Here is a 22,277-nt window from a genome sequence, read left to right as displayed (position 1 = left end):
TTGTTTGATGTGGTCAGCTTTGCTTACACGAGACATGGCTGAAACGGGAGTTGTTCTTTCCTGTCATCCAAAGCTTGGTCGCAAACCGGATGAGATGTATGGTCCCAGCAACGAAGAACCGGCGGGAGACGCGATCAGTGGAGGAAACGTAATGACCGATAAAAAACCTGACGGTCCGGTACTTTTGTCGGGCGGCAATCCCCAGATTGCAAAAGGAGAAGGGGATGCGCCGGTTCAGACCTATATCGCTGCCATGCCGGGATGGAAAAGCGAAGCAGGTCGCCGCCTGGATGCTCTCATCGTGCGTACCGTTGCTGATGTGCATAAAGCGGTCAAATGGAATTCCCCCTTCTACGGAATGAAGGGAGAGGGGTGGTTCCTCAGCTATCATTGTTTCGACAAATATATAAAGGTGGCATTCTTTCGCGGCGCAAAGCTGAAGCCGGTGCCGCCGGTTGAATCCAAGAGCCAGGATACGCGCTATTTCCACATTCATGAGCACGACGATGTGGATGAAGCCCAGCTGACGGACTGGATCAGGCAGGCAAGCCAGCTACCGGGCGAGAAAATGTAGGTTGGAGCACAGATCGAAAGACGCTCTGGGAGGGGTTTCATGACAGATGATAATGACGCTTCAAAGCTTATTGACGGGCGGATTGTCGAGCTCGATGACTGGCGCGGCGAGACGCTCGCCCGAATGCGGGCGCTCATAAAGAAGGCCGATCCCGACGTGATCGAGGAATGGAAATGGCGTGGCGTGCCGGTATGGTCGCATGACGGCATCATCTGCACCGGCGAGACTTACAAGAAGGTCGTGAAGCTGACTTTTGCCAATGGCGCAGCGCTGAACGATCCCACCCGCATCTTTAATTCCAGTCTTGAAGGCAATACGCGCCGCGCGCTGGACATAAGCGAAGGTGAAGAGGTCAACGAAGATGCCTTCATCGCACTCGTTCAAGCTGCCATAGCGCATAATACAGCCAAGCGGGCGCAGCGAAAAACCAAACGCAGCTGATTGCCCCCCCCCCCCCTAATTTGCGAGAATTTTTGTGAAATCCGTCGGTTTGCGGCGGATTTTTTAATGCGCATTTCGATGCTCGGGTGCGTGTCTGTCGTGCAAAAGGCAGTCTCAAAGTTACGAGCACACGAAATCGCGAAGACAAAACATGTATCTATGTCTATCTTTATTTCTTATAATTGGTCATCTTGTAGAGTGTTTATTTTAGTAAATACTAATGAAAGTAACAATAATATCTATTTAATAAATTGTAATATTGTATAAGTATCGTTTCGATACAAAAATAATTGCCACTTGATCTAGGGCTTTTTTGTTATGGCGGTAAAGAGGATATTCAGATGTGTATAGCCTGTAATCCGGGTATGGTGGCGTTTCTGCGGTCCACGGCCTCAAGGCGCGATTTTCTCAAATATCTCGGCGCTGCCGCCGCGACTTCGGCCTTTGCCTGTTCTTCGCCGGGCATGGCATTCGCGCAGCAGGCTGCAGCACCCGCGGGCGATATCATCTTCAAGGGCGGGACAATCCTGACCATGAATGACAAGGCGCCGCGTGCCGAAGCGATTGCCATTCGCGGCAACAAGATATTGGCCGTCGGCAAGCTGGATGACGTGCAATCCGCCATCGGTTCCGGAGCGCAGGTGGTGGATCTTCAGGGCCGCATCCTGATGCCGGGCCTGATCGATCCGCATATGCATTTCGTGTTCACGGCATTCGAGGACTGGATCGATGTCAGCCCGATCACGACACCGGATTACGCGACCGTCTGGTCGAAGTTGCAGAAAGGCGTGGCTGATGCCAAGCCGGGGGAATGGGTGCGCGCGCAGCAGTTTGATGCCAGCATCACCCGCGATGCCAAAATTCCGACGATTGCCGAACTGGATGCACTTGCGCCCAACAATCCATTCTTCATGCAGGAAAGCAACGGCCATATCGCCTATGCCAACAGTGCCGCCTTCAAGGCCGCCGGTATCACCCGCGAGACGCCTGATCCGTCCGGCGCGCGCTTTGTAAAGGATGCTGATGGCAGCCTGACCGGGCGCCTGGAAGAGATGGCGGCGCAACAGGAATTCCTTGGCGTCATGCCGTCTCCTTCGGCGGCGGATATGATCGGTCGCGTCCAGCGTTTTCTAGATCATGCAAGTTCTGTCGGTTGCACCATGCTGCACGATTGCGGCATCGGCATCATGGCCGGTGCGCAGGATCTCAAAATCCTCGATGCGGTTCTGGGCGAAGGCAAGGCCCCGGTACGCTATCGCGGTATGCTCGTGTCAACGATCATGGACGAATGGGAAAAGGAGGGGATCAAACCCGGTCGCGGCAATGATCTTTTCCGCGTCGATGGCATCAAGGCGTGGGCCGACGGTTCCAATCAGGCGCAGACCGGTTATCAGCGCGAGAACTATCTGGGCACCGATGCGCGCGGCGCCCTGAACTACAGCCTTGAGCAGGTAACGGAAGTGATCCGCCGGGCGCATGAAGGCGGCTGGCAGGTTGGCGTTCACGCCAATGGCGATGCGGCAATCGACATGGTACTGGATGCTTACGAGGCCGTTCTCGGAAAGTCCTCGAACAGCGATCTTCGCCATCGCATCGAACATTGCAGCGTTTTCCACCCGGAGCAGATGGTACGTATGAAGGATATGGGGCTTTCGCCGTCCTTCCTGATCGGCCATGTGCGCTGGTGGGGCAAGGCGTTCCGCGACCGTCTTCTGGGGCCTGAGCGCGCCCGCTTCTATGATCCGTGTGCTTCCGCGCTGGCTGCGGGTCTCAAGATTTCGCTTCATTCCGACTGGAACGTGACACCGATTGAGCCGCTGCGCTATGTCGAGGATGCCGTCACCCGCGTGATGAACGAAGGTGGCGACGTGTTCTTCCCCGAAGAACGTATTCCGGTGGATGCAGCGCTGCGCGCTGTTACCATCGATGCGGCCTGGCAGTGTCATATGGAAGACCAGATCGGTTCGCTGGAAACCGGAAAGTTCGCAGACTTTGCCATTCTGGAAGAAGACCCGACTGCGCCGGATGTGAAGATCGGCAAGATCAAGGTCAGCGAAACCTGGATGGATGGCACCAGACGTTACACGGCCTGACGGAAAAATCCGGCGACAGAACGAAAACTGTCGCCGGATTGGTTCGGCTTCACAGAATATCGGCGGCGCGGTGATGTTTATCGACGCCGTCGATCAGAAACACCTCTCCTTCCGATCCTTGCCGGCGCCATTCGATAATCGCCTGATAGGCAGGCGAGGCATACCAGTTGCGTGCTGTTGCTAGATCGGGAAAAGCGATGACGATCAGATCGTCCGGTGACAGACCTTCCAGTTCATCCTTCGGTCCACCGTGAATGATGAAGTGTCCGTCGAAGGGCGCCAGAGTTCCATCGATGGCTTTCAGATAATCGACAATTCCCTGATTGACCCTGACATTGCGAAGCTGGGCGATTGCATAAGCGGTCATTTGAGGTCTCCGTTCGATCAGAATGCGGTTTGAGGGATGCGGGCGGCGCGAACTTCAAGCCAGGTAAGCACAGTCACAGCCGCGGCCTGTCCAACGAGAAAAACCCAGCCGAACAGATTGGGAAAAATCATCCCCGCAACAGGCAGGAAAAGGCTGGCTGCTACCCATGCGCCATTGCCAAGAATGACGAGGTTTACCGCCCATGCGGGAGGATTTGCGCTCCGCGACACCCAGGCCATAAAGGCTGCGACTGGCAGCAGCAGTACGCCTGCCCAGTAAAGCAACGACGCTGGAATTCCAGTCAGTTCGCCCACCGGTGCTGAGGCAGTGACAAGCGCGGCACCCATCGCTGCGCAGGTAACAGCATCAACGGCGACGAGCGGTTTGAGGGCAAATATTGGGTGTGCGGTTTTCATCCTATCGACCTTTCAATTTGGCGTCCCGTTCTTCGGGCTGGCTGCATATTTGCCCTGTTGCGTTCTGGGGTCGATTACGTGAGAGGTAATTGTTGCTATGAATTTTGCGGCGCATTCCAGAATGCACCTGCCAGCCATGATGGGCAGTCAAATCGTTGAAGGGATCGGACAAGCCTATGACCGAAACACAACAGACAGTCGGCTCGCTTCTCCGGGAATGGCGGCAGCGCCGCCGCTTCAGCCAGCTATCCTTGGCGGTCGACGCCGAGATTTCGCAGCGTCATCTGAGTTTTCTTGAATCGGGGCGCTCGGTGCCGAGCCGCGACATGGTTCTGCGTCTGGTCGAACATCTGGACGTGCCGCTGCGGGCGCGCAACCGGATACTGGTTGCCGCCGGATATGCGCCCGTTCACAGCGAGCGAGGGTTGGAAGCGCCGGAATTTGCCGTCGCGCGAAGCGTGATTGAAGCCCTGCTGCACGGACACAACCCGCATCCGGCCCTTGCAATCGACAGGCATTGGACCCTGCTTCTGGCGAACAAGGCGGTAGGTGTTCTCACGGAGGGTGTGGCGGAACATCTTCTGCAGGGGGAGGTGAATGCGCTTCGCCTCAGCCTGCACCCGGAAGGACTGGCCCCGCGCATCCAGAATTTTCGGCAGTGGCGCAGCCATATTCTTGCGCGCCTTGCTCGCGATGCGGACAATTCAGCCGATCCGCGACTGGCAGCACTTCTCGATGAACTGAAATCCTATCCGGTCCCCGCGCGCGCGGTGTCTTCGGGTGGGGGAACTGTCACTGATAATCCGGTGGCCATTCCGCTCAGGATCGACAGCCGTGAAGGCCCGCTGGAGTTTTTGAGCGCGACGACGGTATTCGGCACCGCCGTCGATATCACGCTGTCGGAAGTGGTCATCGAGACCTTCTTCCCCGCCAATGAGGAAACGGCAGCCGCCATGCGGCGGCTCACCGTCGAGTCGTAGTTTAAACAGCCCGCGTCAACCCGCCATCCACACGCAGGTTCTGGCCGGTGATGTAGGCGGCGCCATCCGATGCGAGGAAGGCGATCGTCGCCGCGATTTCCTCGCTCTTGCCATAGCGCTGCAATGGAACGCTTGCCCGGCGCTCTTCCGTCTTCGGCAGGCTGTCGATCCAGCCCGGAAGAACATTGTTCATGCGAATATTGTCGGCAGCATAGGTGTCGGCGAAAATCTTGGTGAAAGAGGCGAGCCCTGCGCGGAACACCGCCGAGGTTGGGAACATGGCGCTCGGCTCGAATGCCCATGCGGTCGAGATATTGATGATGACACCAGACTTCTGCTTCTGCATCGTCGGCACGACGAGACGCGACGGGCGAACTGCATTCAGGAAATAAGTGTCCATTCCCTTGTGCCAGTCTTCATCGGTAATTTCGAGGATCGGCGCACGCGGGCCATGACCTGCGCTGTTTACCAGCACGTCGACACGGCCCCATTTTTCCAGAACAAGGTCTACGAGGCGCTTCAGATCATCATTCGACTGGTTCGAGCCGGTGACGCCGAGGCCACCCAACTCCTGTGCCAGCGCTTCGCCCTTGCCGGAGGATGAGAGGATTGCAACCTTGAAACCGTCTTGCGCAAGCCTGCGTGCGGCGGCCGCACCCATGCCGCTTCCGCCAGCCGTTACAATCGCTACTTTTTCTACTGTCATGATGCGTTCCTTTTTCCGAAATGTTGCACCAGGTCGCAACTGTCGACAACCATTATTTGACGTTATAGCGGAGAGCCATTATCGTGACGAACGAAAACGCGTAACGTTAATCAATAGAAATTCTATCGAGTTTAACTCATGAAAAGGCTTCCCTCGCTCAATGGTCTGCGTGTGTTTGAAGTCGTCACGCGACATCTGAATTTCCGGCTGGCAGCGGAAGAACTTGGCGTGACACAGGCAGCAGTGGCCCAGCAGATACGCGGGCTTGAGGCAGAGCTTGGACTGAAACTCTTTGAACGCCAACCCCGCACGCTGGTCATGACCGAACCGGCTCGTGCATATATTGCCAATGTGCGACGGGCTTTCGACCTGCTTTCGGAGGCGACCGAAATGCTGCGACCCGAGCCGCAGCACCTGACCATCAGCGTGACGCCGACCTTCGCGTCGAAGTGGCTGATCCCGCGATTGGCGGAATTTACGCACACACATCCCGATATAGAATTGCGCATTGTCGCCAGCGACAAGGTCGCCAATTTCCAGACCGATGCCGTCGATCTGGCGGTACGCTACGGCGAGCCGCCTTTCGGTCCGGGACTGAACGCGGAGCTGCTTTTCGAGCACGTGATTGTCGCCGTGGCAAGCCCGGTGCTGGTCGAAAGGCTTGGTGATCCGGGGCTGCCGGAAAACCTGGAACGCTATCCGCTGCTGCACGACGCACATAATTTCTGGCCGCAATATCTGGAAAAGGCTTTTCCGGACGGCGTGTCGACATCGCCGAAGAATATCCGCTTTAACCAGACGTCACTTGCCATCGATGCGGCGATTGCCGGGCAGGGGCTGGCGCTGGCAAGCCGCTTCTTCGTGGAAAAGGAAGTTGCAGCGGGCAGCCTCGTCCAGCCAATGGCCACCGAGCTGCGGGTGGGCGCGGATTTCTATGCGGTTTCCCTGCGAAAGCCGCGTCATCCGGAATCGGTCGATGCAGTCAAAGCCTGGTTAAAAAGCGCATCCCGAAAAGTGTGAAACGGTTTTCGGACTAAGATGCGCGTTGAAACAAACTGCATCCCGAAAAGTGTGAAATGGTTTTCGGACAGACAGTGCGTGTCAGGTTGATGGCTCGGGCACTTCCAGCGGGGCTTTCTGGCTGCGGGTCGGTATGGTGATGCAGACAAGGCAGATGACAACCAGAAGAACACCAAACCAGCCGAGGGCGGAAAGGCGTTCGCCGACAATCACCACTGCGAAGAATGCGGCGACAACCGGTTCAAAAAGTGTGATCGTCGTCGCCACACTGGTTTCAACGCGGCTCAACCCGTAACCGAAGCAGACATAGCCGAGGAACATCGGCACGAAGGCCATGTATAGGCCGACAGCTGCATTGTTCCACGAGGCGAGGAACGGTCCGCCGGTTGCGAGCAGAACCGGCATCAACAAAAGACCGCCTATACCGAAAGTCGCGCCCATGGCGGTTGTCGATGATATGCCGCCCTGCATCAGCTGGCGCGCGCATGAGGAATAAAGCGCATAGGTGAAGCCCGCCACCAATCCGACCAAGGCCCCCATGAGCGCGGAGCCCTCTGCTGATGCGGTATGGCCGCCGCCGTCCTCCGACATGCTGAGCAGGACCATGCCGACAATGCCGATGATCGCACCTGCCAGCCAGCGCAGCGAAGGGCGAAAGCCGCTTTGCCGATACTCAATCCCTGCCGAAAGAAGCGGGGCGGAACCGAGCGAAATGACCGTTCCGATGGTCACGCCAGCCATCCGCATGGAGCCATAGAAGGCGAGGGGATAGATCGCGACGCAGACGGCTCCCACTAACAGGACGCGCCATTGATCGGCCAGCGCCTTTCGTGAAGCGATCAGCCCGCGCCAGGCGATTGCTGCCTGCGCCAGTCCGCCAAGTCCCATGGCCGCGGCGCCGATCGCCGCCGCGCCAACCTCGGGCGCAAAGGTTGCTGCGGTGCCTGTCGTGCCCCAGATGGTGGAAGCGACGATGATGGCGGTCACTCCCAGAAGATAGTTTTTTGATGATTGCATTTTACACTGGTTTCAAAATTGTCGTGACCATGGCCTTGGCCTCGCCAAGACGCGCACTATTGCCTTCAAGGCCAGCCCGCATGATTGCTCCTTCGAGAATGAAGGAGAGCTGCACGGCGAGCTGGCGGACCCGGGGCGGATCGTCCGGGATCAAGCCGGTGAGATGTGTCACAAGCAGGCCTTCGACTTCTTCCTTGTGTTTTCTCACCGCCTTGCGGCCCGGATCGCCAGCGGGCAGTTCTGCTGCCGCATTCAGCAGCCCGCAGCCGCGAAACCCGTGTTCGTAGGCAAATTCCGCATGGTCGCGATAAGCGTCGAATATGGCCAGTATTCCATCCATCGGGCTTGCTGCCTTTTCCAGGCGCTTGTCATAGAGGCCCAACCATTCGGCATGGCGATGCTCCAGATAGGTGGCCACCAGCTCCGCCTTGGATGCGAAGTTGTTGTAGAGGCTCTGCTTTGCCACGCCCGCACGCTGGATGATTGCGTCGATCCCGGTCGCCGAAATGCCTGCATCGTAAAACAATTCCGCTGCCGCTTGCAGAAGCCGCTCGCGTGCCGGTTTTGAACTGGGTGTCGCGGGATCGCTCATCATATTTCATCCGAATAATTAGGTAGACCAGTCTACCTAATTGAAAGGTGGAGTCAATCGGGGGAGAAAAACCGTTTGGAAGTCTCACTGGAGGAGAAGTTCTGCGCCGGTTTTGGTTTTAACCCCTTGTCCCTTGGGAGAGATTCACGTATCCGCTCTATTAGGCAGATGGAACGGGAGGTCGTCCGGTGCCGCAGAGAATTTCCCCCCTGGCGCCTTTCCAATACAAAACATTTCGGGCGCTCTGGTCAGCTACATTGGTTTCCAACCTCGGCGGTCTGGTGCAGACGGTCGGTGCTGGCTGGATGATGGCAACCATCGCCCATTCGGACGATATGGTTGCACTGGTGCAGGCTTCGACAACTCTGCCCGTGATGATCTTTTCAGTTGCTGCAGGCGCCTTGGCCGATAATTTCGACCGCCGCCGCATCATGCTCACCGCGCAGGTTTTACTACTGATTGTTTCGGTTGCACTGGCGGTTTTTGCCTATCTTGGCATTCTCACACCATGGATGCTGCTCAGCTTCACATTCCTGATCGGCTGCGGCGGGGCCTTGCACAACCCGTCATGGCAGGCGTCGATGGGGGACATCGTGCCCCGCACCAATCTGCCCGCAGCTGTAGCGCTCAACAGCATGAGCTTCAATCTCATGCGCAGCATTGGTCCTGCCATCGGCGGCATCATCGTTGCGGCAGCGGGTGCTGCTTTTGCCTTCATTTTCAATGCGTTCAGCTATTGTGCGCTTATTCTGGCGCTATGGCAGTGGAAGCCGGAAACGGTCAAATCCACCCTGCCGCGCGAAACGCTGGGACCGGCCATGGTGGCAGGGCTGCGTTATGTCGCCATGTCGCCGAACCTGCTCAAGGTGATGTTCCGGGGGTTTCTGTTCGGCCTGTCCGCGATTGTCATTCTGGCGCTTTTGCCGCTCGTCGCGCGCGATCTCGTCCACGGAACAGCGCTCACCTACGGTATCATGCTGGGCTTTTTCGGGCTTGGCGCCATTGGCGGCGCCTTGCTCAGTGCCCGGCTTCGCGAACTTCTCGGCAATGAATGGTTGGTGCGCGGTGCTTTCGTGGCCTTTGCGATCAGTTGTGCCTTGCTGTCGATCAGCCGGAATATGTGGCTGAGCTGCATTTTCCTGCTGCCTGCCGGTGTTTCGTGGGTTCTGGCACTGTCGCTGTTCAACGTCACCGTGCAGCTTTCCACGCCGCGCTGGGTGGTGGGGCGTGCTCTGGCGCTCTATCAGACGGCGACTTTCGGCGGGATGGCGGCAGGTAGCTGGCTCTGGGGCTCTGTCGCAGATGAATATGGCGTGCCAGGCGCGCTTCTGGCTGCTGCCGTGGTGCTGATGTTCGGCGCGCTGATCGGTCTGCTCCTGCCGCAGCCTGAATTTGAAGACCTCAATCTCGATCCGCTCAACCGTTTCAGCGAGCCGCAGCTTCGGCTGGATTTGCGTTCGCGCAGCGGTCCGATCATGATCATGGTCGACTATAAGATCGCACAGGAAGATGTTCCAGCCTTCCTTTCCGCCATGGCTTTGCGCCGCCGTATGCGCATCCGCGACGGTGCCCGGCAATGGGTGCTGCTGCGTGATCTGGAGAACCCGGAAACCTGGACGGAAAGTTATCACGTGCCAACCTGGGTCGAGTATGTCCGCCATAACCAGCGTCGCACCCAGGCCGATGCCGAAGTGTCGGAACGGCTCCTTTCTTTGCACAAGGGGGACAAGCCGCCGCTCGTCCATCGCATGATCGAAAGGCAGACTGTTCCGGTTCATGACGACATGCCGCTCAAGGCACATCTGGACCTGTCTTAGAGCACCGATCTGATTCAATCAGATCGGTGCTCTAAACCTTTCTTCCCAAAGCATAATCTTACCGATCCTCTTTTCACTTCGATCGGATTATGCACCAAGCGCCGATTTCAAATTAAGGCAAGTTCGGGATTTGTGTCCGTTCGGCGCTGAAGCGGCATTTCTTGGAGCAAAACCTGCTTATTTTGCATCAAATTTTGTGGCGACGGGCGGACGAAAACAAGGCGAAACAAAGGCTAGAAGCCCAGACGCTCCCGCAACGCTTTTCGATAGGATCGCGAGACTGGCCACGACTGATCGATGCCGCGCATCCTGACCAGCCATTTGTCGATGGTACTTCTGTCCAAGTCCGATACATGCAGCACGTTTATGAACGTCGTGCGGTGAATGCGAAAGAAGACGCTAGCGGGAAGAATGCCTGCCCATATGCCAAGCGGTCTGGAATCAAGAACGGAGGAACCATCGCCAAGCCATATCTCGCTGTAATTGCCAGCCGAGCGCACCCCGATGATTTCCTCCGGGGACACTCCGCGCATTACTCCGCGTTTGCTGACATAGATTACTGATGTCGGGTCGGGCTCTTCGTCTGACACCGCTTCCTCATCGGAGGTCGAATATTTCGCCTGTGCGATCAGGCACGCACATTGGAACATGGCTTTGATTTCTGCGCGCGACCAGTGTCTGGCTTCCACGGTCGTATCGAAACCGACGATCCCTCGCAGCCGACGCTGATGAAAAACCGGTATGCTGAGTATGCTTTGATTGCCCTGACGCAGGAATTCAGCCTGGATGGCGCGCGCGGTGCGCGGCAGCCCCCTGACATCGTGGACGGCGACGGCCTGTCCTTCGGTCAGATAGCGGTGCAGCCAGCCAATCAGCGTGGTTGGGGTTTCCTGAAGTTCGGAAATATAGGCGGTTGTATCGCCTTTGCACCATTCATGCGTGTTACAAAACCGCAGCAGATCAGGCGAATACTCAATCATCCAGGCGCGATCAGCCCGCGATGCATTGCCCACGAAGGCGAGAAACTCCGAAATCGCGTTCTCGAAGGGCTCTCGGAGCAGGTGCAGTGCGCAAACATAGGGCCAGTCGAGTGCAGGTGCGTCCGAGCACTCCTTTTCAGAATAAATCCGGTAGGCCCCAACTGCGCTGTCCAAGCTGCCTCCCAAAATGTTGCGTTATCGAAATCGGTCGTCCTTTAATAGTAAGACAGTATATTGAATATAGTTTTTCGCTATTTGCAATGGAAATCATGCTGTGGCTGCAACCATTGTGTCGGTTGATTTACCTAACAGAGTGAAGAATTATCTGGAATGGGGCGGCGTAATGGACATGAAACGGCCAAAAGCCCCGGAAAGCCTCGGTATGTGTGGTGATAGCATAATCATACCGAGGCTGCGCATTTGCCTGATTCCGCCGAAGCGGTGCGCTGGATCAGATTAGTGATCATTGCGACAGAAAGAAGTCTTACTTCATGGCCCGATGTAATGCCTGTGGATCAATTAATTTGTATGCAAATTATTTTCATATCGCAGGCATTTTATTTCAAATACTTCGCGCGGCCATGCCCTCGATTTCGACCTTCAACTCAGGCCGTGCCAGTCCGGCGACATAAACGAGCGTGGTCGGTGGAAGGCTGTCACCCAGCAACTCAGCGCGGATTTTTTTGGCGCGTTCCGGGTCGAGCCGGTCCACGAGGAAGATGTTCAGCTTCACCAGACTGGCCGGTGTGAGGCCCTGACTGTCGAGGATGCCGACAATGTTGCGCAGAGCCAGCTCATATTGCTTTTCCGGCTCTTCGGGAACTGTACGGCTCAAGTCCATGCCGACCTGGCCTGCAATAACCAGAAGTTCCGTGCCGGACGGAATGACTGCCAGATGTGAATAGGCCGCTATAGGCGGTGCGACATTGTCAGGGTTTAAAATCCGAACGGAATTCTTTGTTTCGTCTGGCAAGGTCGCCTCTATCTTTGGAGAGCATTCAGGCCCGAAACGGGTCCGGGCCTGACATAGAAATCAACCGATATCTTCGACCTGATCGAGATACTGACCATATCCCTCCGCTTCCATCCGGTCTTTTGGAACGAAACGGAGTGAGGCCGAATTGATGCAATAGCGAAGGCCGCCGCGATCAACCGGCCCATCCGGGAAGACATGGCCCAGATGACTGTCGCCATGTGCCGAGCGCACTTCGGTCCGTACCATGCCATGCGAGATATCGTTCAGTTCGGCAACATTGGCGGGTTCGATCGGCTTGGTGAAGCTGGGCCATCCGCAATGGGACTCATATTTGTCGGCCGAGGCGAAGAGCGGCTCGCCCGAAACGATATCGACGTAAATTCCCGGCTCTTTGTTGTAGAGATATTCACCGGTCCCGGGGCGCTCGGTGCCGCTTTCCTGCGTGACGCGATATTGCTCCGGCGTGAGCTTCGCAATCGCTTCGGGGTTCTTGCTGTAGGTCATGATATGCGCTCCCTTGATATGTGCCCTGAATCTAGGACGAAGGGAGCAACTATTCCAGCCCGTCGCAAGTGACGAACTGTTGAAGAAGGGAGGTTGCGTGCGAAGAAAATTTTCTTCACACGCAACAAACGCTTCAATTGCAGAGTTCAGTCAACTGCGATCATCACGTCGGATGCCTTCACCACGGCATAAGCGGCGGCGCCGGCCTTCAGGCCAAGCTCGTCGACAGCCTCATTGGTGATGGACGAGGTAACGATCACACCATTGCCGATATCGATCCGGACATGGGATGTGGTTGCCCCTTTGGTGACTTCGACGATTGTTCCCTTTAGTCGATTGCGGGCGCTTATCCTCATTGTGCAGTCCTTTCGAAGGTTGATTTCGATCGCTGAATATAGAGTGACTTCACATATTTGGAACAGAAAAACCCCCGCCGGAGCGAGGGTTCTGTTTCAATAATTTCGCGAAGATGAACCTTATTTGGCAGTGACCACTCGCTCTGCAGGAGCGGCCTTGCGGGCACCTGCGAGAAGCAGAACAGCGATGCCGCAAAGGGCCGCAAGCGTGTAGAAACCAGCATCATGATTGCCCACTGCGACATCGGCCCAATTCTTGATTTGCGGCGCGAAGAATGCACCGAGATTACCGATGGAAACAATGAAGGCGATGCCGCTGGCCGCACCGATCCCACCCAGATAACGGGTAGGCAGGCTCCAGAATACAGGTTGCGAAGCTGTGAGGCCCGGCACGGCAATGCAGGCCGCAAGAAGCATCAGCCATGGGTTGCCGGTAAGCCCGATGACGGCGAGCGCCACTGTTCCAGCGATGACCATGCCCATGCAGACAAGCCGATGCTGATTGGTCTGGTCGGCCAGAACCGTGAAATAACGGGTTGCGATGACCGAGCACAGCCAGGGAAGGGCGAGAAGCGAGCCGACAAGAAGATTCATCTGCCCATTCGATGCTGCCTGTGCGAAGCGCGATGGGAAATAGAAGGTCAAAGGCGCGGTGCCGATCTGCAGAAAGAAGTAGATGCCAATGAAAGCCCAGACGCGGCGGTCTTTCAGTACCGACATGGCTGAATGCTGGGCCTGTGTTTCTTTTGCGGCTTCTTCCGCGGCGATAACCCGTGTGAGGGCATCGCGCTCCTCGACCGAGAGCCAGCGCGCTTTTTCGGGGCGATCCGTCAGGTAGAAAAGGGCAATGATCCCGACCAGTGATGCGCCAAGCCCTTCGACCACGAACATCCATTGCCAGTTGGTGAGGCCAAAAATACCGTGATGGGTCAGCAACCAGCCGGAAAGCGGGCTTCCCAGGACGAGCGCCAGCGGAACGCCAAGATAGAAGATACCGGTCGCGCGTGCGCGCTGCTTCGCGGGGAACCAATAGGTCAGATAAAGCAGGACGCCCGGATAGAAACCGGCCTCGCAAACGCCGAGCAGAAAACGCAGCGTGTAGAAGACGCCTTCCGTATGAGCGAACATCATGGCGGCGGAGACGATACCCCACGAAATCATGATCCGGCTCAGCCAGAGGCGTGCGCCGACCTTGTGCATGATGATGTTGCTGGGAACTTCAAAAAGCGCATATCCGATAAAGAATATGCCGGCTCCGAATGCATAGGCAGCATCACTTAAGCCCGTGTCAGCCTGAAACTCGGACTTGGCGAAACCGATATTGGCGCGGTCCAGAAAGGCCAGGATCAGCATGATTGCCAGAAATGGCAGAAGTCGCTTAGTCGCCTTGCCAACGGCGGAATCGACGAGATTGTCTTGCATCGTTGAGCCTCCTCCTCAATGCTGCCCCTCCGGGCACGATGGTGAAGCGGAAACTAGTCACAATTCTCTGATAAATATATAGCGCATATATGAATATGTGGCGACGTATTTGAGGCTTTAGCGATATATCCGGTGCGATGACAGCTGCTTTAATCTTTGGTTCTGTGTGTAAGTTGAGGTATAATTTATATATGAATAATATTTTTAGTATGCGAGTTTTGATGACTTATCAACGATAGTTTCCTGCTGGAATAATCCGTGATTTTGCGTGTCGCTCACCGGCTGATCCTTACGCGCGGGAAAATTTCCATGGTCAGATAGTGCTCATCGAAGCTTGAAATATGGACGAGAGCTGACCGGTTCAGAAATTCGACCTCATTGTTGCGGAAGACGAGAAGATCGTCCTCACGAAGTTCACGCAGCATCCGGTTGATATGGATCGGCGTAAGCCCCAGCGCATCGGCCAGCTCGCTTTGTGTCAGCGGACAGAAAAAGCTGTTTTCATCGCCCGTTCCGTTGATCCGCGCCCTGTGCCCCAGTTCGAGCAGGAGATGCGCGATACGCACAAGTGCACTTCGGCGGCCTATGCTGATGAGATGCTCAATCAGAATGGCACGCTGACGCGCCATCAGTTCCATGAATGTCATGGCAAGACGAGGGGAGTTGAGAAGGCTTTCGGTGAGATGATCCAGGGAGATTTCGAGGACAGAAAGCTCGGTAACCGAAATCAGGGTATAATAGTTGAAGCCGAGCCCGGTTCGGAAACCCAGAAAATCTCCTTTCATGGGAAAGTCCAGAATCTGGCGATCACCATCGGGAAGATCGCGATAGATGCAGCCCCAACCACTCTTTATTATGTGAACCGAATTGGCCCAGTCTCCCTGGCTGCTCACCACGGTGTGCGGGGCATAGTTTTTTGAGGATATGGGCAGGGCGCTAAGAACGCTCAGGTCGCTTTCATTGAAAACCGCACTGATAGGCGCGCTTTCCAGAAAATGGCGCAGCGTTTTTGCTTCGTCGGCATTTACCACCATAGAGCCTACCTGCCGTTTCGCCCAGCATGAGTGCATATAAGTTTTAAGTCGAGCGCCCCCCACGGTTCGTTTCCCCCGGCTCTTCCAAGGAGGCCAGGTATCTAAAGAGTTTCAGCGAGGCCATTTGTTTTGGCAAGGTAGTAATTTCTACCACTAATTGGGTATATATCCGCGCTTTGTCTAAACCATATTTTGCCGAAACCCTTAATCTAGGTTAATGACACTCAAAGAATTTTCAGGCAGTCTTTTCATCAAAATAAGAACAAAAACAAGAATTGCTTCCGGGGTTTTGTCTAGATCTCAAGAAGAAAAATAAAACAGGTAACCGATGCGCTTCCGTGATTGTGATGTGCAAACAATGGGGTCGTGCGCATAAGTCGGATTAGAGGGCGAACAGATGAACATTTCTCCACAATTCAGTAGCAGGACGAGTGAATTAAAGAATAGTGGCTTAGGGGCGTCAAAAGATAGTTCTTTTAAACCTGAACAGCCTAACGACAGCATGTTGCCGCTACTGGTCATCATAGACAACCGTGCGTTGGATCGCGAATGCCTCGCACATGGACTGACAAACCACAGCATCGAAATGTCGATCGCCACATTCAGCTCGTTCGAGCAGTGGCAACATCAGCGCAAGGGCCGCACCGCAGGTGCCGTGCTCTTCAACATCGGTGGCCAGAAGGTTTCGGACCCGGCTGTCGGAAATTATCTCAATCGCATTGTTACTGACTGCGCTCCGGCACCGGTCATTCTTCTGGCCGACAAGGAAGAAATCTCGCAGGTTCTCAAAGCGCTCGACCATGGCGTGAAGGGGTATATTCCAACATCGGTGAATGTGAATGTCTGCGTTGAAGCATTGCGGCTTGCCATGGCGGGCGGAACCTTTGTTCCAGCCAGCAGTGTGCTCGCTCTGCGTCACGCCACCGATCCGAACTCACAGCGGCTGCAACCTCTCGGCGGAATGTTCACCCAGCGTCAGGCCGAAGTGGTCAATGCGCTGCGCCGGGGCAAGGCGAACAAGATCATCGCCTATGAGCTGAAGCTGCGGGAAAGCACGGTCAAGGTTCATATCCGCAACATCATGAAGAAGCTGAAGGCGTCCAACCGTACCGAAGTGGCTTGCATCATCAACGAGCTGTTCCCGTCGGAAACATCATTTTCCGACTTGCAGTAGGGCGCAACTGGCGGCAGCGAAGCCGCCCGGCCGACGGATAGAATTGTTCCGTGAAGGAGACTTTTGGTGATTATCTCCGACGTTTCAGCAGGAAACGGGCGGCAGCCGGTGGCTGACCTGCTCGACACTATAAAACGTAGAAGGATGATGCTGATTGTACCGGTGCTTGCAGGCATCGGTGTCGGCTTCGCAGGATATCTTACAGCACCAGTCAGTTATGTGTCGGAGTCTGTGCTGGTGCTGGATATGCGGCGATTGCAGGCGCTTCCCAATGAAAGCGCGATCACGCCACTGCCGCAGGACAGCCCGGTTCTGCGTTCCGAACTCGATATCATCAATTCGCGTATGATGGCGCGCAAGGTCATCGACATTCTGCAAGCGGAGAACATTGTCGTGCCGACGGAATTCCGTTCGCGCACGGTGTTGTCGTCTGCTTCGAATACAGGATCGCAGGCGAAGAGCGCACGCGATGTCGATCCGGCCATGCGGGAACGCCAGCAGATCGACCTTCTTCTTTCGCGGTTACGGGTCACCAATGATGGCCGTTCCTATACGATCTTCATTTCTTATCGCGCTTCCGATCGGGTTTATGCAGCCCAGGTCGCCAATGCCTTTGCCACGGCCTATCTCAATCATCAGATCGACGTGCAACAATCGGCCACGCGGCGTATCAGCGAATGGCTGGGCGAAAAGCTTGGTACCTTGCGCAGCGATCTTGAAAGTGCCGAAAGTGCTGCGGAAGAGTTCCGCCAGAAGTCGCGGCTTGCGGGCGATCAGGGACAGATCAGCTTTCAGGCCCAACGCGTCGCGGCGCTGAACAATGAAATTGTCGCCGCAACGGGAGCAGTTTCGCTCGCCGAAGCGCGATTGCGCACGGCATCAGAGCTGAAGAACAACAATGAAGCGCCTGCACTGGCCGAGGTTCTGGCTTCGCCTGCGATCCAGACCTTGCGCAATGAGGCAGCACGCGTCGAACGCCAGCTTGGCGAATTGCAGTCGAATGGCGCGTTGAAGAGCGCTGAAATTCCTGTGCTGAAGGCGGAACAGGAAGCGTTGAAGCAGCAGATTTCGAGCCAGGTCGGCGAAATCATCAAGAGCCTTGGCAATGAAATCCAGATTGCGCGTCAGCGGCGCAGCGGACTGGAAGGCGCATTGAAAGATGCGGAAGCCGATCTTGCCGAAGCCAATCAGGCACAAGTCAGGGCCGGGCAGCTGGACCGCGAGGCCAATGCCAGCCGCACGGTCTATGAAAGCTATCTCACGCGTTACAAGCAGCTGATCGAACAGGACGGCATTGCCGCGCCCGAAGCGCAGATGATCTCGCCTGCGGAGCCGGCGATGGCCAAGGCCAGCCCGAACCTCGCCAACTGGCTGCTGCTGGGGCTGGGGTTGGGTGGACTGGTTTCACTTGCAGGCACCATGCTGAAGGAAACATTCGACAAGATCAGGCCCGCACAGACGGCATCTCTGATGCTGCCCGGCATTCCGGCTGCGACGTTGCTGCCGGTTTCGCCGCAGCTGACTGTGCCGCTTCTCGTCAATCGCGGTCTCGATCCGGCAAGCCCGTTCGGTCGTGCAATCAAATCCGTGCACGATCGTCTGCGGGCACTGACACGGGGCCGGGATTCCTTGGCGCTGTCCGTCGTATCCCTGTCCGATGGCGAGGGAAAGACCCTGTTGATCACCGCGCTCGCGCAACAGATCGCCGCGACCGGCTTAACGGTTGCAGTCATCGATGCGACAAACAAGCGGTCGGGCCTGTCGGAGGCCTTCGGGCTTCCGCATGGCGATTACGGCGCTGTTTCTACAGGGCGTCCGCTTTCCGGTGCAACGCTCGTGCATGATCACGGTTCGGGGATCGATATCATCAAGCCGAACAGGCAGATGCGTGACGGAGACTGGCTGGCCGAGCTGATTGCCCAGTTGCGCGCGGATCACAAGATCATCCTCGTCGATCTGCCGGCGGTCATGGAAGACAAGCGCTCGGTTCTCCTGTCGCGGGCGACGGATACGGCGCTTCTTGTGGTTCCGTCCGACCGACAGGACCAGCTTGCGACCAATGCATTGATACAGACGATGGCGTCGTTCGGGCGCAAGCCCGCGCTGGCGGTCGTGAACCATAATTCTTCGTCTTATCGCAGCTGGATAGTGCTCCCCGTGGTGCTTTGCGGACTGGGCTTGCAGAAAGCACGGCGGAGCATAAGCGCGATATTCGCGCGGCGCCGGAAACCAGATGCGGATGGCGCACAGGAACAGGCGTGAGGGCAAACCATGTCATACAGGATCATCAAGAATCGCATTGGTACCCATCTTCGGTCCACTATGCTTTCGGGCCTCATTCTGGTCGGCGGGACTTTTGGAGCGCTTGCGGACGGACAAGCCTATCGGGTTGGCGCAAATGACGTGCTGCAGGTAACCGTTTATGGGCAACCGTCACTCACCGGGCTTTACCCGGTCGATGTGGACGGCAATATCGGTTATCCGGTCGTGGGCAATATTTCCGTCACCGGGCTGACTACCAATGAGATCAGCGAGAAGATCGCGGGATCTCTATCCCAGCATATTCCGGGACTGACGGTCACAGCAACGATCAATCAGTATGCGCCGGTATTTGTCGTTGGCGATGTGAAGGCGCCGGGAAAATATCAGTTCCGGCCCGGAATGGTGGTGCTTGAACTCATGGCGCTGGGTGGCGGAGCCGGAAAAGCGGAGTCTCCAGCCCTGACTGCCGGGATGCAGCTTATTTCCGCGCAGCAGGAATATGTCGACCTGCAGATGCAGATCACTGCCATGGCAATCCGGCGGGCCCGTTTCGAGGCGGAACTGAACGGCACGGATTTTACTTATACTCTGCCGGATCAGGCGGCTGCGAACAAGGAAACCGTGGCCCTGACGCAGAAGATGCTGGACGGTGAAAAGACAGTGTTCAACGTCCGCCGCAACAATCTTGCAGCCGAGCGTCGGGCGCTTGAAGCGCAAGCAGCGAGCTATGGCGATGAAATCCAGACCCTGCAGCAGAGTATCAAGCTGCACGACACCGAAATCGGGCTGTTGCAGGAGAATGTGGATTCCAGCAAGTCGCTGGTGGATCGCGGCCTGGCCGCAAAATCCAACCTGCGCGATATGGAGCGTGATCTGTCGGCCACACGGCGAGCCGCGCTGGAGCTTGCTTCGTTTCTTGCACGGGCGAGACAGAACCAGCTTGCCATGGAGCAGCGCATCGCCAATCTGGAAGAAATTCGCAAAAGCGAAGCGGCTACCAATTTGCAGGATATTGACCTCAACATTGCCCGCATGGAGCGCCGCAGCAATACACAACTCCAGGCTATGGCCGAGATCGCCAAGTCTTCCGGTAATATTTCCGCAGCCACGCTGCGCCAGAAACTGGTGTTCTCGATCAGTCGTATCGTGAATGGCAGCTTTCAGGATATCGTCGCCAACGAAAGCACGGAAATCAAACCGGGTGACATCCTGCGCGTCGAGCTGGATATGAGCAGGGTCGGCGGCTCGCCGTCATAGGTTGAGAGTTTCACTTCAATGGAAACTTAGGAAGGCGGGGCGTCTCTTCGTGCTTCGGGACGACGCTGCGCGTCTCCCCGGCATGAGGGATGCCGAGGAGACTTGTCCAGGATCGACAATGTCGAAGAAAACGTCGCGCTTGATCGGAAAAGCGGGTCCCGCTTTCCGGGGGCTTCAAGCGGCGACAGGATCGGCGGCTTCCTCCAACCAATCGCGATAGACTTCACGCAGGCCGTCCTCCAGACGAATTTGCGGCTTCCAGCCCAGCGCCCGCATCCGCGACGTGTCGAGGAGTTTGCGCGGTGTACCGTCCGGTTTGCTGAGGTCGTGTTCAAAGCGACCTTCGTAACCGACGACGCGGGCAACGGTCAGTGCCAGATCCTTGATCGAAATCTCTTCACCCGTCCCGATGTTCATCGGCTCGACGCCTTCATAGAAACGCAGCATGTGCAGGCAGGCATCGGCAAGATCATCCACATGCAGGAACTCCCGCAAGGGCTTGCCGGTGCCCCAGAGCGTCACATGGTCGGTCCCTCGCACCTTGGCCTCGTGAATCCGGCGGATCAATGCCGGCAGGACATGCGAGGTGTTGGGATCAAAATTGTCGTTTGGACCGTAAAGATTGGTCGGCATCGCCGTCATGAAGTGATTGCCATATTGCCGTGCGCAAGCCCGAGCATATTCAAGCCCTGCGATCTTGGCGACGGCATAAGCTTCGTTGGTCGCTTCCAGCGGGCCTGTCATCAGGGCATCCTCGGTGAGAGGCTGCGCTGCGTCGCGGGGATAGATGCAGCTTGATCCGAGCCACAACAGGCGTTCGACACCGTTCTGATGGGCGGCGCGGATGAGGTTCATGCCGATGGCGAGATTGTCATAGAGAAAATCTGCCGGATATTGCGAATTGGCAAGGATGCCCCCAACGCGGGCGGCAGCGATGATGATGACATCCGGCTTGCGACCGCTGATGAAATTCTCCGTCGGTCCCTGCCGGGTCAGATCGAGTGCGCTGTGCGCTGCAGTGATGATGTCGCAATCCGTGCCTTGCAGGCGGCGCAGAATGGCCGAACCGACCATGCCTTTGTGCCCGGCAACGAACACCTTCTTGCCTTCGAGTGAATAAAACGGAGCGGGGGTGATGTCAGCCGTAGAAGTCATTGCGTCCAACCTCCCGCATGATGTTGCGCAAATCCCAGTCGACCATTTCGGTGACAAGATTGTCGAAGCCCGTTGTATGCTGCCAGCCGAGGCGATTTTTCGCCTTGGATGCATCGCCGAGCAGGAAGTCGACCTCGTTCGGACGGAAATAGCGGGGATCAATCTCTATCAGGCAATTGCCGGATTTTCGGTCGCGGCCGATTTCTTCCACGCCGTTACCGTGCCACTCGATCTCCTTGTCGACGGCCTTGAAGGCGTGTTCGACAAACTCGCGCACCGTGTGCGTTTCGCCGGTCGCCAGCACGTAGTCGTCGGCGGTGTCTTCCTGCAGGATACGCCACATGCCCTCGACATAATCACGCGCATGCCCCCAGTCGCGACGGGCATCGAGATTGCCGAGCCGAAGCCTGTCTTGCAGGCCGCGTTCAATGGCCGCGACAGCACGGGTGATCTTGCGGGTAACGAAGGTTTCGCCGCGAAGCGGGCTTTCGTGATTGAACAAAATGCCGTTGGAGGCATGGAAGCCATAGGCGTCGCGGTAGTTTACCGTCGTCCAGTAGGCATAGAGCTTTGCTGTCGCATAAGGACTGCGCGGGGCAAAAGGCGTCTGTTCGTTCTGTGCCTGGGGCGAGCTGTTACCGAAGAGTTCCGACGTGGAAGCCTGATAGAAACGGCATGTCTTGCCGAGACCCAGAATACGCATGGATTCGAGCAGACGCAGCGTGCCGAGCGCATCGGCATTGGCCGTATATTCAGGCGTTTCAAAGCTTACCTGAACATGGCTTTGCGCGCCGAGATTATAAATCTCGTCGGGCCGCACTTCCTGAATGACACGGCACAGATTGGTTGCATCGGTCAGGTCACCGAAATGCAGGCGGAAGCGAATGTCCTCCTCATGCGGGTCCTGATAGAGATGATCGATACGCGCAGTGTTGAACGAGGAAGACCGCCGTTTCAGACCATGTACGCGATAGCCTTTTTTGAGCAGAAGCTCGCTTAGATAAGCGCCGTCCTGTCCGGTCACACCGACGATGAGAGCTGTTTTCTCTTGCAAGGGCTTCCCTCCGACCAAAGCTTTCCAAAGCTGCAATGAAACCATGTTAGCGATTTCCTGCGTGGGCAGAACGGCTCCAA

Annotated in this window: 22 protein-coding genes; 9 read left to right on the top strand and 13 right to left on the bottom strand. The window is 56.5% G+C overall.

Features of this window, described 5'->3' with window-relative positions; translation table 11 throughout:
* The first annotated feature begins 151 nt into the window (after window positions 1–151).
* From AC1RHM_RS14765 to AC1RHM_RS14755, 3 genes are all read left to right on the top strand, one after another.
* The gene (locus AC1RHM_RS14765; RefSeq protein WP_010658549.1) at window positions 152–574 is read left to right on the top strand and encodes a DUF1801 domain-containing protein; all 423 of its coding nucleotides are present in this window, start codon (window positions 152–154) and stop codon (window positions 572–574) included.
* Between the two features lie 39 nt (window positions 575–613).
* A complete protein-coding gene (locus AC1RHM_RS14760) occupies window positions 614–1,015 on the top strand; it encodes a DUF1801 domain-containing protein (RefSeq protein ID WP_010658550.1) in 402 nt (133 codons plus the stop codon).
* 341 nt (window positions 1,016–1,356) lie between these two features.
* Window positions 1,357–3,108: an amidohydrolase gene (locus AC1RHM_RS14755; protein WP_029375923.1), complete on the top strand. Its 1,752-nt coding sequence runs from the start codon at window positions 1,357–1,359 to the stop codon at window positions 3,106–3,108.
* A 49-nt stretch (window positions 3,109–3,157) separates the two neighbouring features.
* Here the strand turns inward: AC1RHM_RS14755 and AC1RHM_RS14750 are convergent, their stop codons facing one another.
* Both AC1RHM_RS14750 and AC1RHM_RS14745 read right to left on the bottom strand, forming a co-directional pair.
* Window positions 3,158–3,475 carry a DUF1330 domain-containing protein gene (locus tag AC1RHM_RS14750; RefSeq protein WP_010658552.1) on the bottom strand — a complete coding sequence of 106 codons (318 nt, stop codon included), beginning with the start codon at window positions 3,473–3,475 and terminating at the stop codon, window positions 3,158–3,160.
* Window positions 3,476–3,492: 17 nt separating this feature from the next.
* Window positions 3,493–3,891, bottom strand: coding sequence for a hypothetical protein (locus AC1RHM_RS14745; protein WP_010658553.1), 399 nt, complete (start codon window positions 3,889–3,891; stop codon window positions 3,493–3,495).
* A 176-nt stretch (window positions 3,892–4,067) separates the two neighbouring features.
* On the opposite strand from AC1RHM_RS14745, the gene AC1RHM_RS14740 reads away from it, so the two are divergent.
* Complete coding sequence (locus AC1RHM_RS14740) at window positions 4,068–4,871, top strand: helix-turn-helix domain-containing protein (RefSeq protein ID WP_010658554.1); 804 nt, start codon at window positions 4,068–4,070, stop codon at window positions 4,869–4,871.
* A gap of 1 nt (window position 4,872) precedes the next feature.
* On the opposite strand, the gene AC1RHM_RS14735 is transcribed toward AC1RHM_RS14740, so the two are convergent.
* Window positions 4,873–5,577: an SDR family oxidoreductase gene (locus AC1RHM_RS14735; RefSeq protein WP_010658555.1), complete on the bottom strand. Its 705-nt coding sequence runs from the start codon at window positions 5,575–5,577 to the stop codon at window positions 4,873–4,875.
* A 138-nt stretch (window positions 5,578–5,715) separates the two neighbouring features.
* Here AC1RHM_RS14735 and AC1RHM_RS14730 point away from each other — a divergent pair, with 138 nt between their 5' ends.
* Entirely contained in the window at window positions 5,716–6,597 is an 882-nt protein-coding gene (locus AC1RHM_RS14730) for a LysR substrate-binding domain-containing protein (protein ID WP_010658556.1), read from the top strand.
* Between the two features lie 81 nt (window positions 6,598–6,678).
* On the opposite strand, the gene AC1RHM_RS14725 is transcribed toward AC1RHM_RS14730, so the two are convergent.
* Together AC1RHM_RS14725 and AC1RHM_RS14720 are read right to left on the bottom strand one after the other, a co-directional pair.
* Entirely contained in the window at window positions 6,679–7,614 is a 936-nt protein-coding gene (locus tag AC1RHM_RS14725) for a DMT family transporter (protein WP_010658557.1), read from the bottom strand.
* A gap of 1 nt (window position 7,615) precedes the next feature.
* Window positions 7,616–8,206 carry a TetR/AcrR family transcriptional regulator gene (locus AC1RHM_RS14720; RefSeq protein WP_010658558.1) on the bottom strand — a complete coding sequence of 197 codons (591 nt, stop codon included), beginning with the start codon at window positions 8,204–8,206 and terminating at the stop codon, window positions 7,616–7,618.
* A gap of 188 nt (window positions 8,207–8,394) precedes the next feature.
* On the opposite strand from AC1RHM_RS14720, the gene AC1RHM_RS14715 reads away from it, so the two are divergent.
* On the top strand, window positions 8,395–10,023 hold the full coding sequence (locus tag AC1RHM_RS14715; protein WP_010658559.1) for an MFS transporter: 1,629 nt from the start codon (window positions 8,395–8,397) through the stop codon (window positions 10,021–10,023).
* 233 nt (window positions 10,024–10,256) lie between these two features.
* Here the strand turns inward: AC1RHM_RS14715 and AC1RHM_RS14710 are convergent, their stop codons facing one another.
* The 6 genes from AC1RHM_RS14710 to AC1RHM_RS14685 all read right to left on the bottom strand — a co-directional run bounded on the left by AC1RHM_RS14710 (window position 10,257) and on the right by AC1RHM_RS14685 (window position 15,295).
* On the bottom strand, window positions 10,257–11,177 hold the full coding sequence (locus AC1RHM_RS14710; protein WP_010658560.1) for a LytTR family transcriptional regulator DNA-binding domain-containing protein: 921 nt from the start codon (window positions 11,175–11,177) through the stop codon (window positions 10,257–10,259).
* 388 nt (window positions 11,178–11,565) lie between these two features.
* Window positions 11,566–11,976, bottom strand: coding sequence for a RidA family protein (locus tag AC1RHM_RS14705; protein WP_010658561.1), 411 nt, complete (start codon window positions 11,974–11,976; stop codon window positions 11,566–11,568).
* A gap of 60 nt (window positions 11,977–12,036) precedes the next feature.
* On the bottom strand, window positions 12,037–12,483 hold the full coding sequence (msrB, locus tag AC1RHM_RS14700) for a peptide-methionine (R)-S-oxide reductase MsrB (protein ID WP_010658562.1): 447 nt from the start codon (window positions 12,481–12,483) through the stop codon (window positions 12,037–12,039).
* Window positions 12,484–12,629: 146 nt separating this feature from the next.
* A complete protein-coding gene (locus tag AC1RHM_RS14695; protein WP_010658563.1) occupies window positions 12,630–12,839 on the bottom strand; it encodes a TOBE domain-containing protein in 210 nt (69 codons plus the stop codon).
* A 120-nt stretch (window positions 12,840–12,959) separates the two neighbouring features.
* Entirely contained in the window at window positions 12,960–14,261 is a 1,302-nt protein-coding gene (locus tag AC1RHM_RS14690; RefSeq protein ID WP_010658564.1) for an MFS transporter, read from the bottom strand.
* A gap of 275 nt (window positions 14,262–14,536) precedes the next feature.
* Window positions 14,537–15,295, bottom strand: a complete 759-nt coding sequence (locus AC1RHM_RS14685; RefSeq protein WP_010658565.1) for a Crp/Fnr family transcriptional regulator — start codon at window positions 15,293–15,295, stop codon at window positions 14,537–14,539.
* 502 nt (window positions 15,296–15,797) lie between these two features.
* On the opposite strand from AC1RHM_RS14685, the gene AC1RHM_RS14680 reads away from it, so the two are divergent.
* From AC1RHM_RS14680 to AC1RHM_RS14670, 3 genes are all read left to right on the top strand, one after another.
* The gene (locus AC1RHM_RS14680) at window positions 15,798–16,469 is read left to right on the top strand and encodes a response regulator transcription factor (protein WP_010658566.1); all 672 of its coding nucleotides are present in this window, start codon (window positions 15,798–15,800) and stop codon (window positions 16,467–16,469) included.
* A 66-nt stretch (window positions 16,470–16,535) separates the two neighbouring features.
* Entirely contained in the window at window positions 16,536–18,731 is a 2,196-nt protein-coding gene (locus AC1RHM_RS14675) for a GumC family protein (RefSeq protein WP_010658567.1), read from the top strand.
* 9 nt (window positions 18,732–18,740) lie between these two features.
* The gene (locus tag AC1RHM_RS14670) at window positions 18,741–19,988 is read left to right on the top strand and encodes a polysaccharide biosynthesis/export family protein (protein WP_010658568.1); all 1,248 of its coding nucleotides are present in this window, start codon (window positions 18,741–18,743) and stop codon (window positions 19,986–19,988) included.
* A 174-nt stretch (window positions 19,989–20,162) separates the two neighbouring features.
* Here the strand turns inward: AC1RHM_RS14670 and AC1RHM_RS14665 are convergent, their stop codons facing one another.
* Together AC1RHM_RS14665 and gmd are read right to left on the bottom strand one after the other, a co-directional pair.
* Window positions 20,163–21,143 carry a GDP-L-fucose synthase family protein gene (locus AC1RHM_RS14665; RefSeq protein ID WP_010658569.1) on the bottom strand — a complete coding sequence of 327 codons (981 nt, stop codon included), beginning with the start codon at window positions 21,141–21,143 and terminating at the stop codon, window positions 20,163–20,165.
* A complete protein-coding gene (gmd, locus tag AC1RHM_RS14660) occupies window positions 21,127–22,197 on the bottom strand; it encodes a GDP-mannose 4,6-dehydratase (protein ID WP_010658570.1) in 1,071 nt (356 codons plus the stop codon). Before gmd ends, AC1RHM_RS14665 begins: the two co-directional genes overlap by 17 nt.
* Window positions 22,198–22,277: the final 80 nt, after the last annotated feature.

This window comes from Brucella sp. GW823-FHT04E01 (assembly GCF_058796175.1).
Note: the sequence above shows the minus strand (reverse complement) of the source record. Positions and strands in the feature narration are given on the sequence as shown.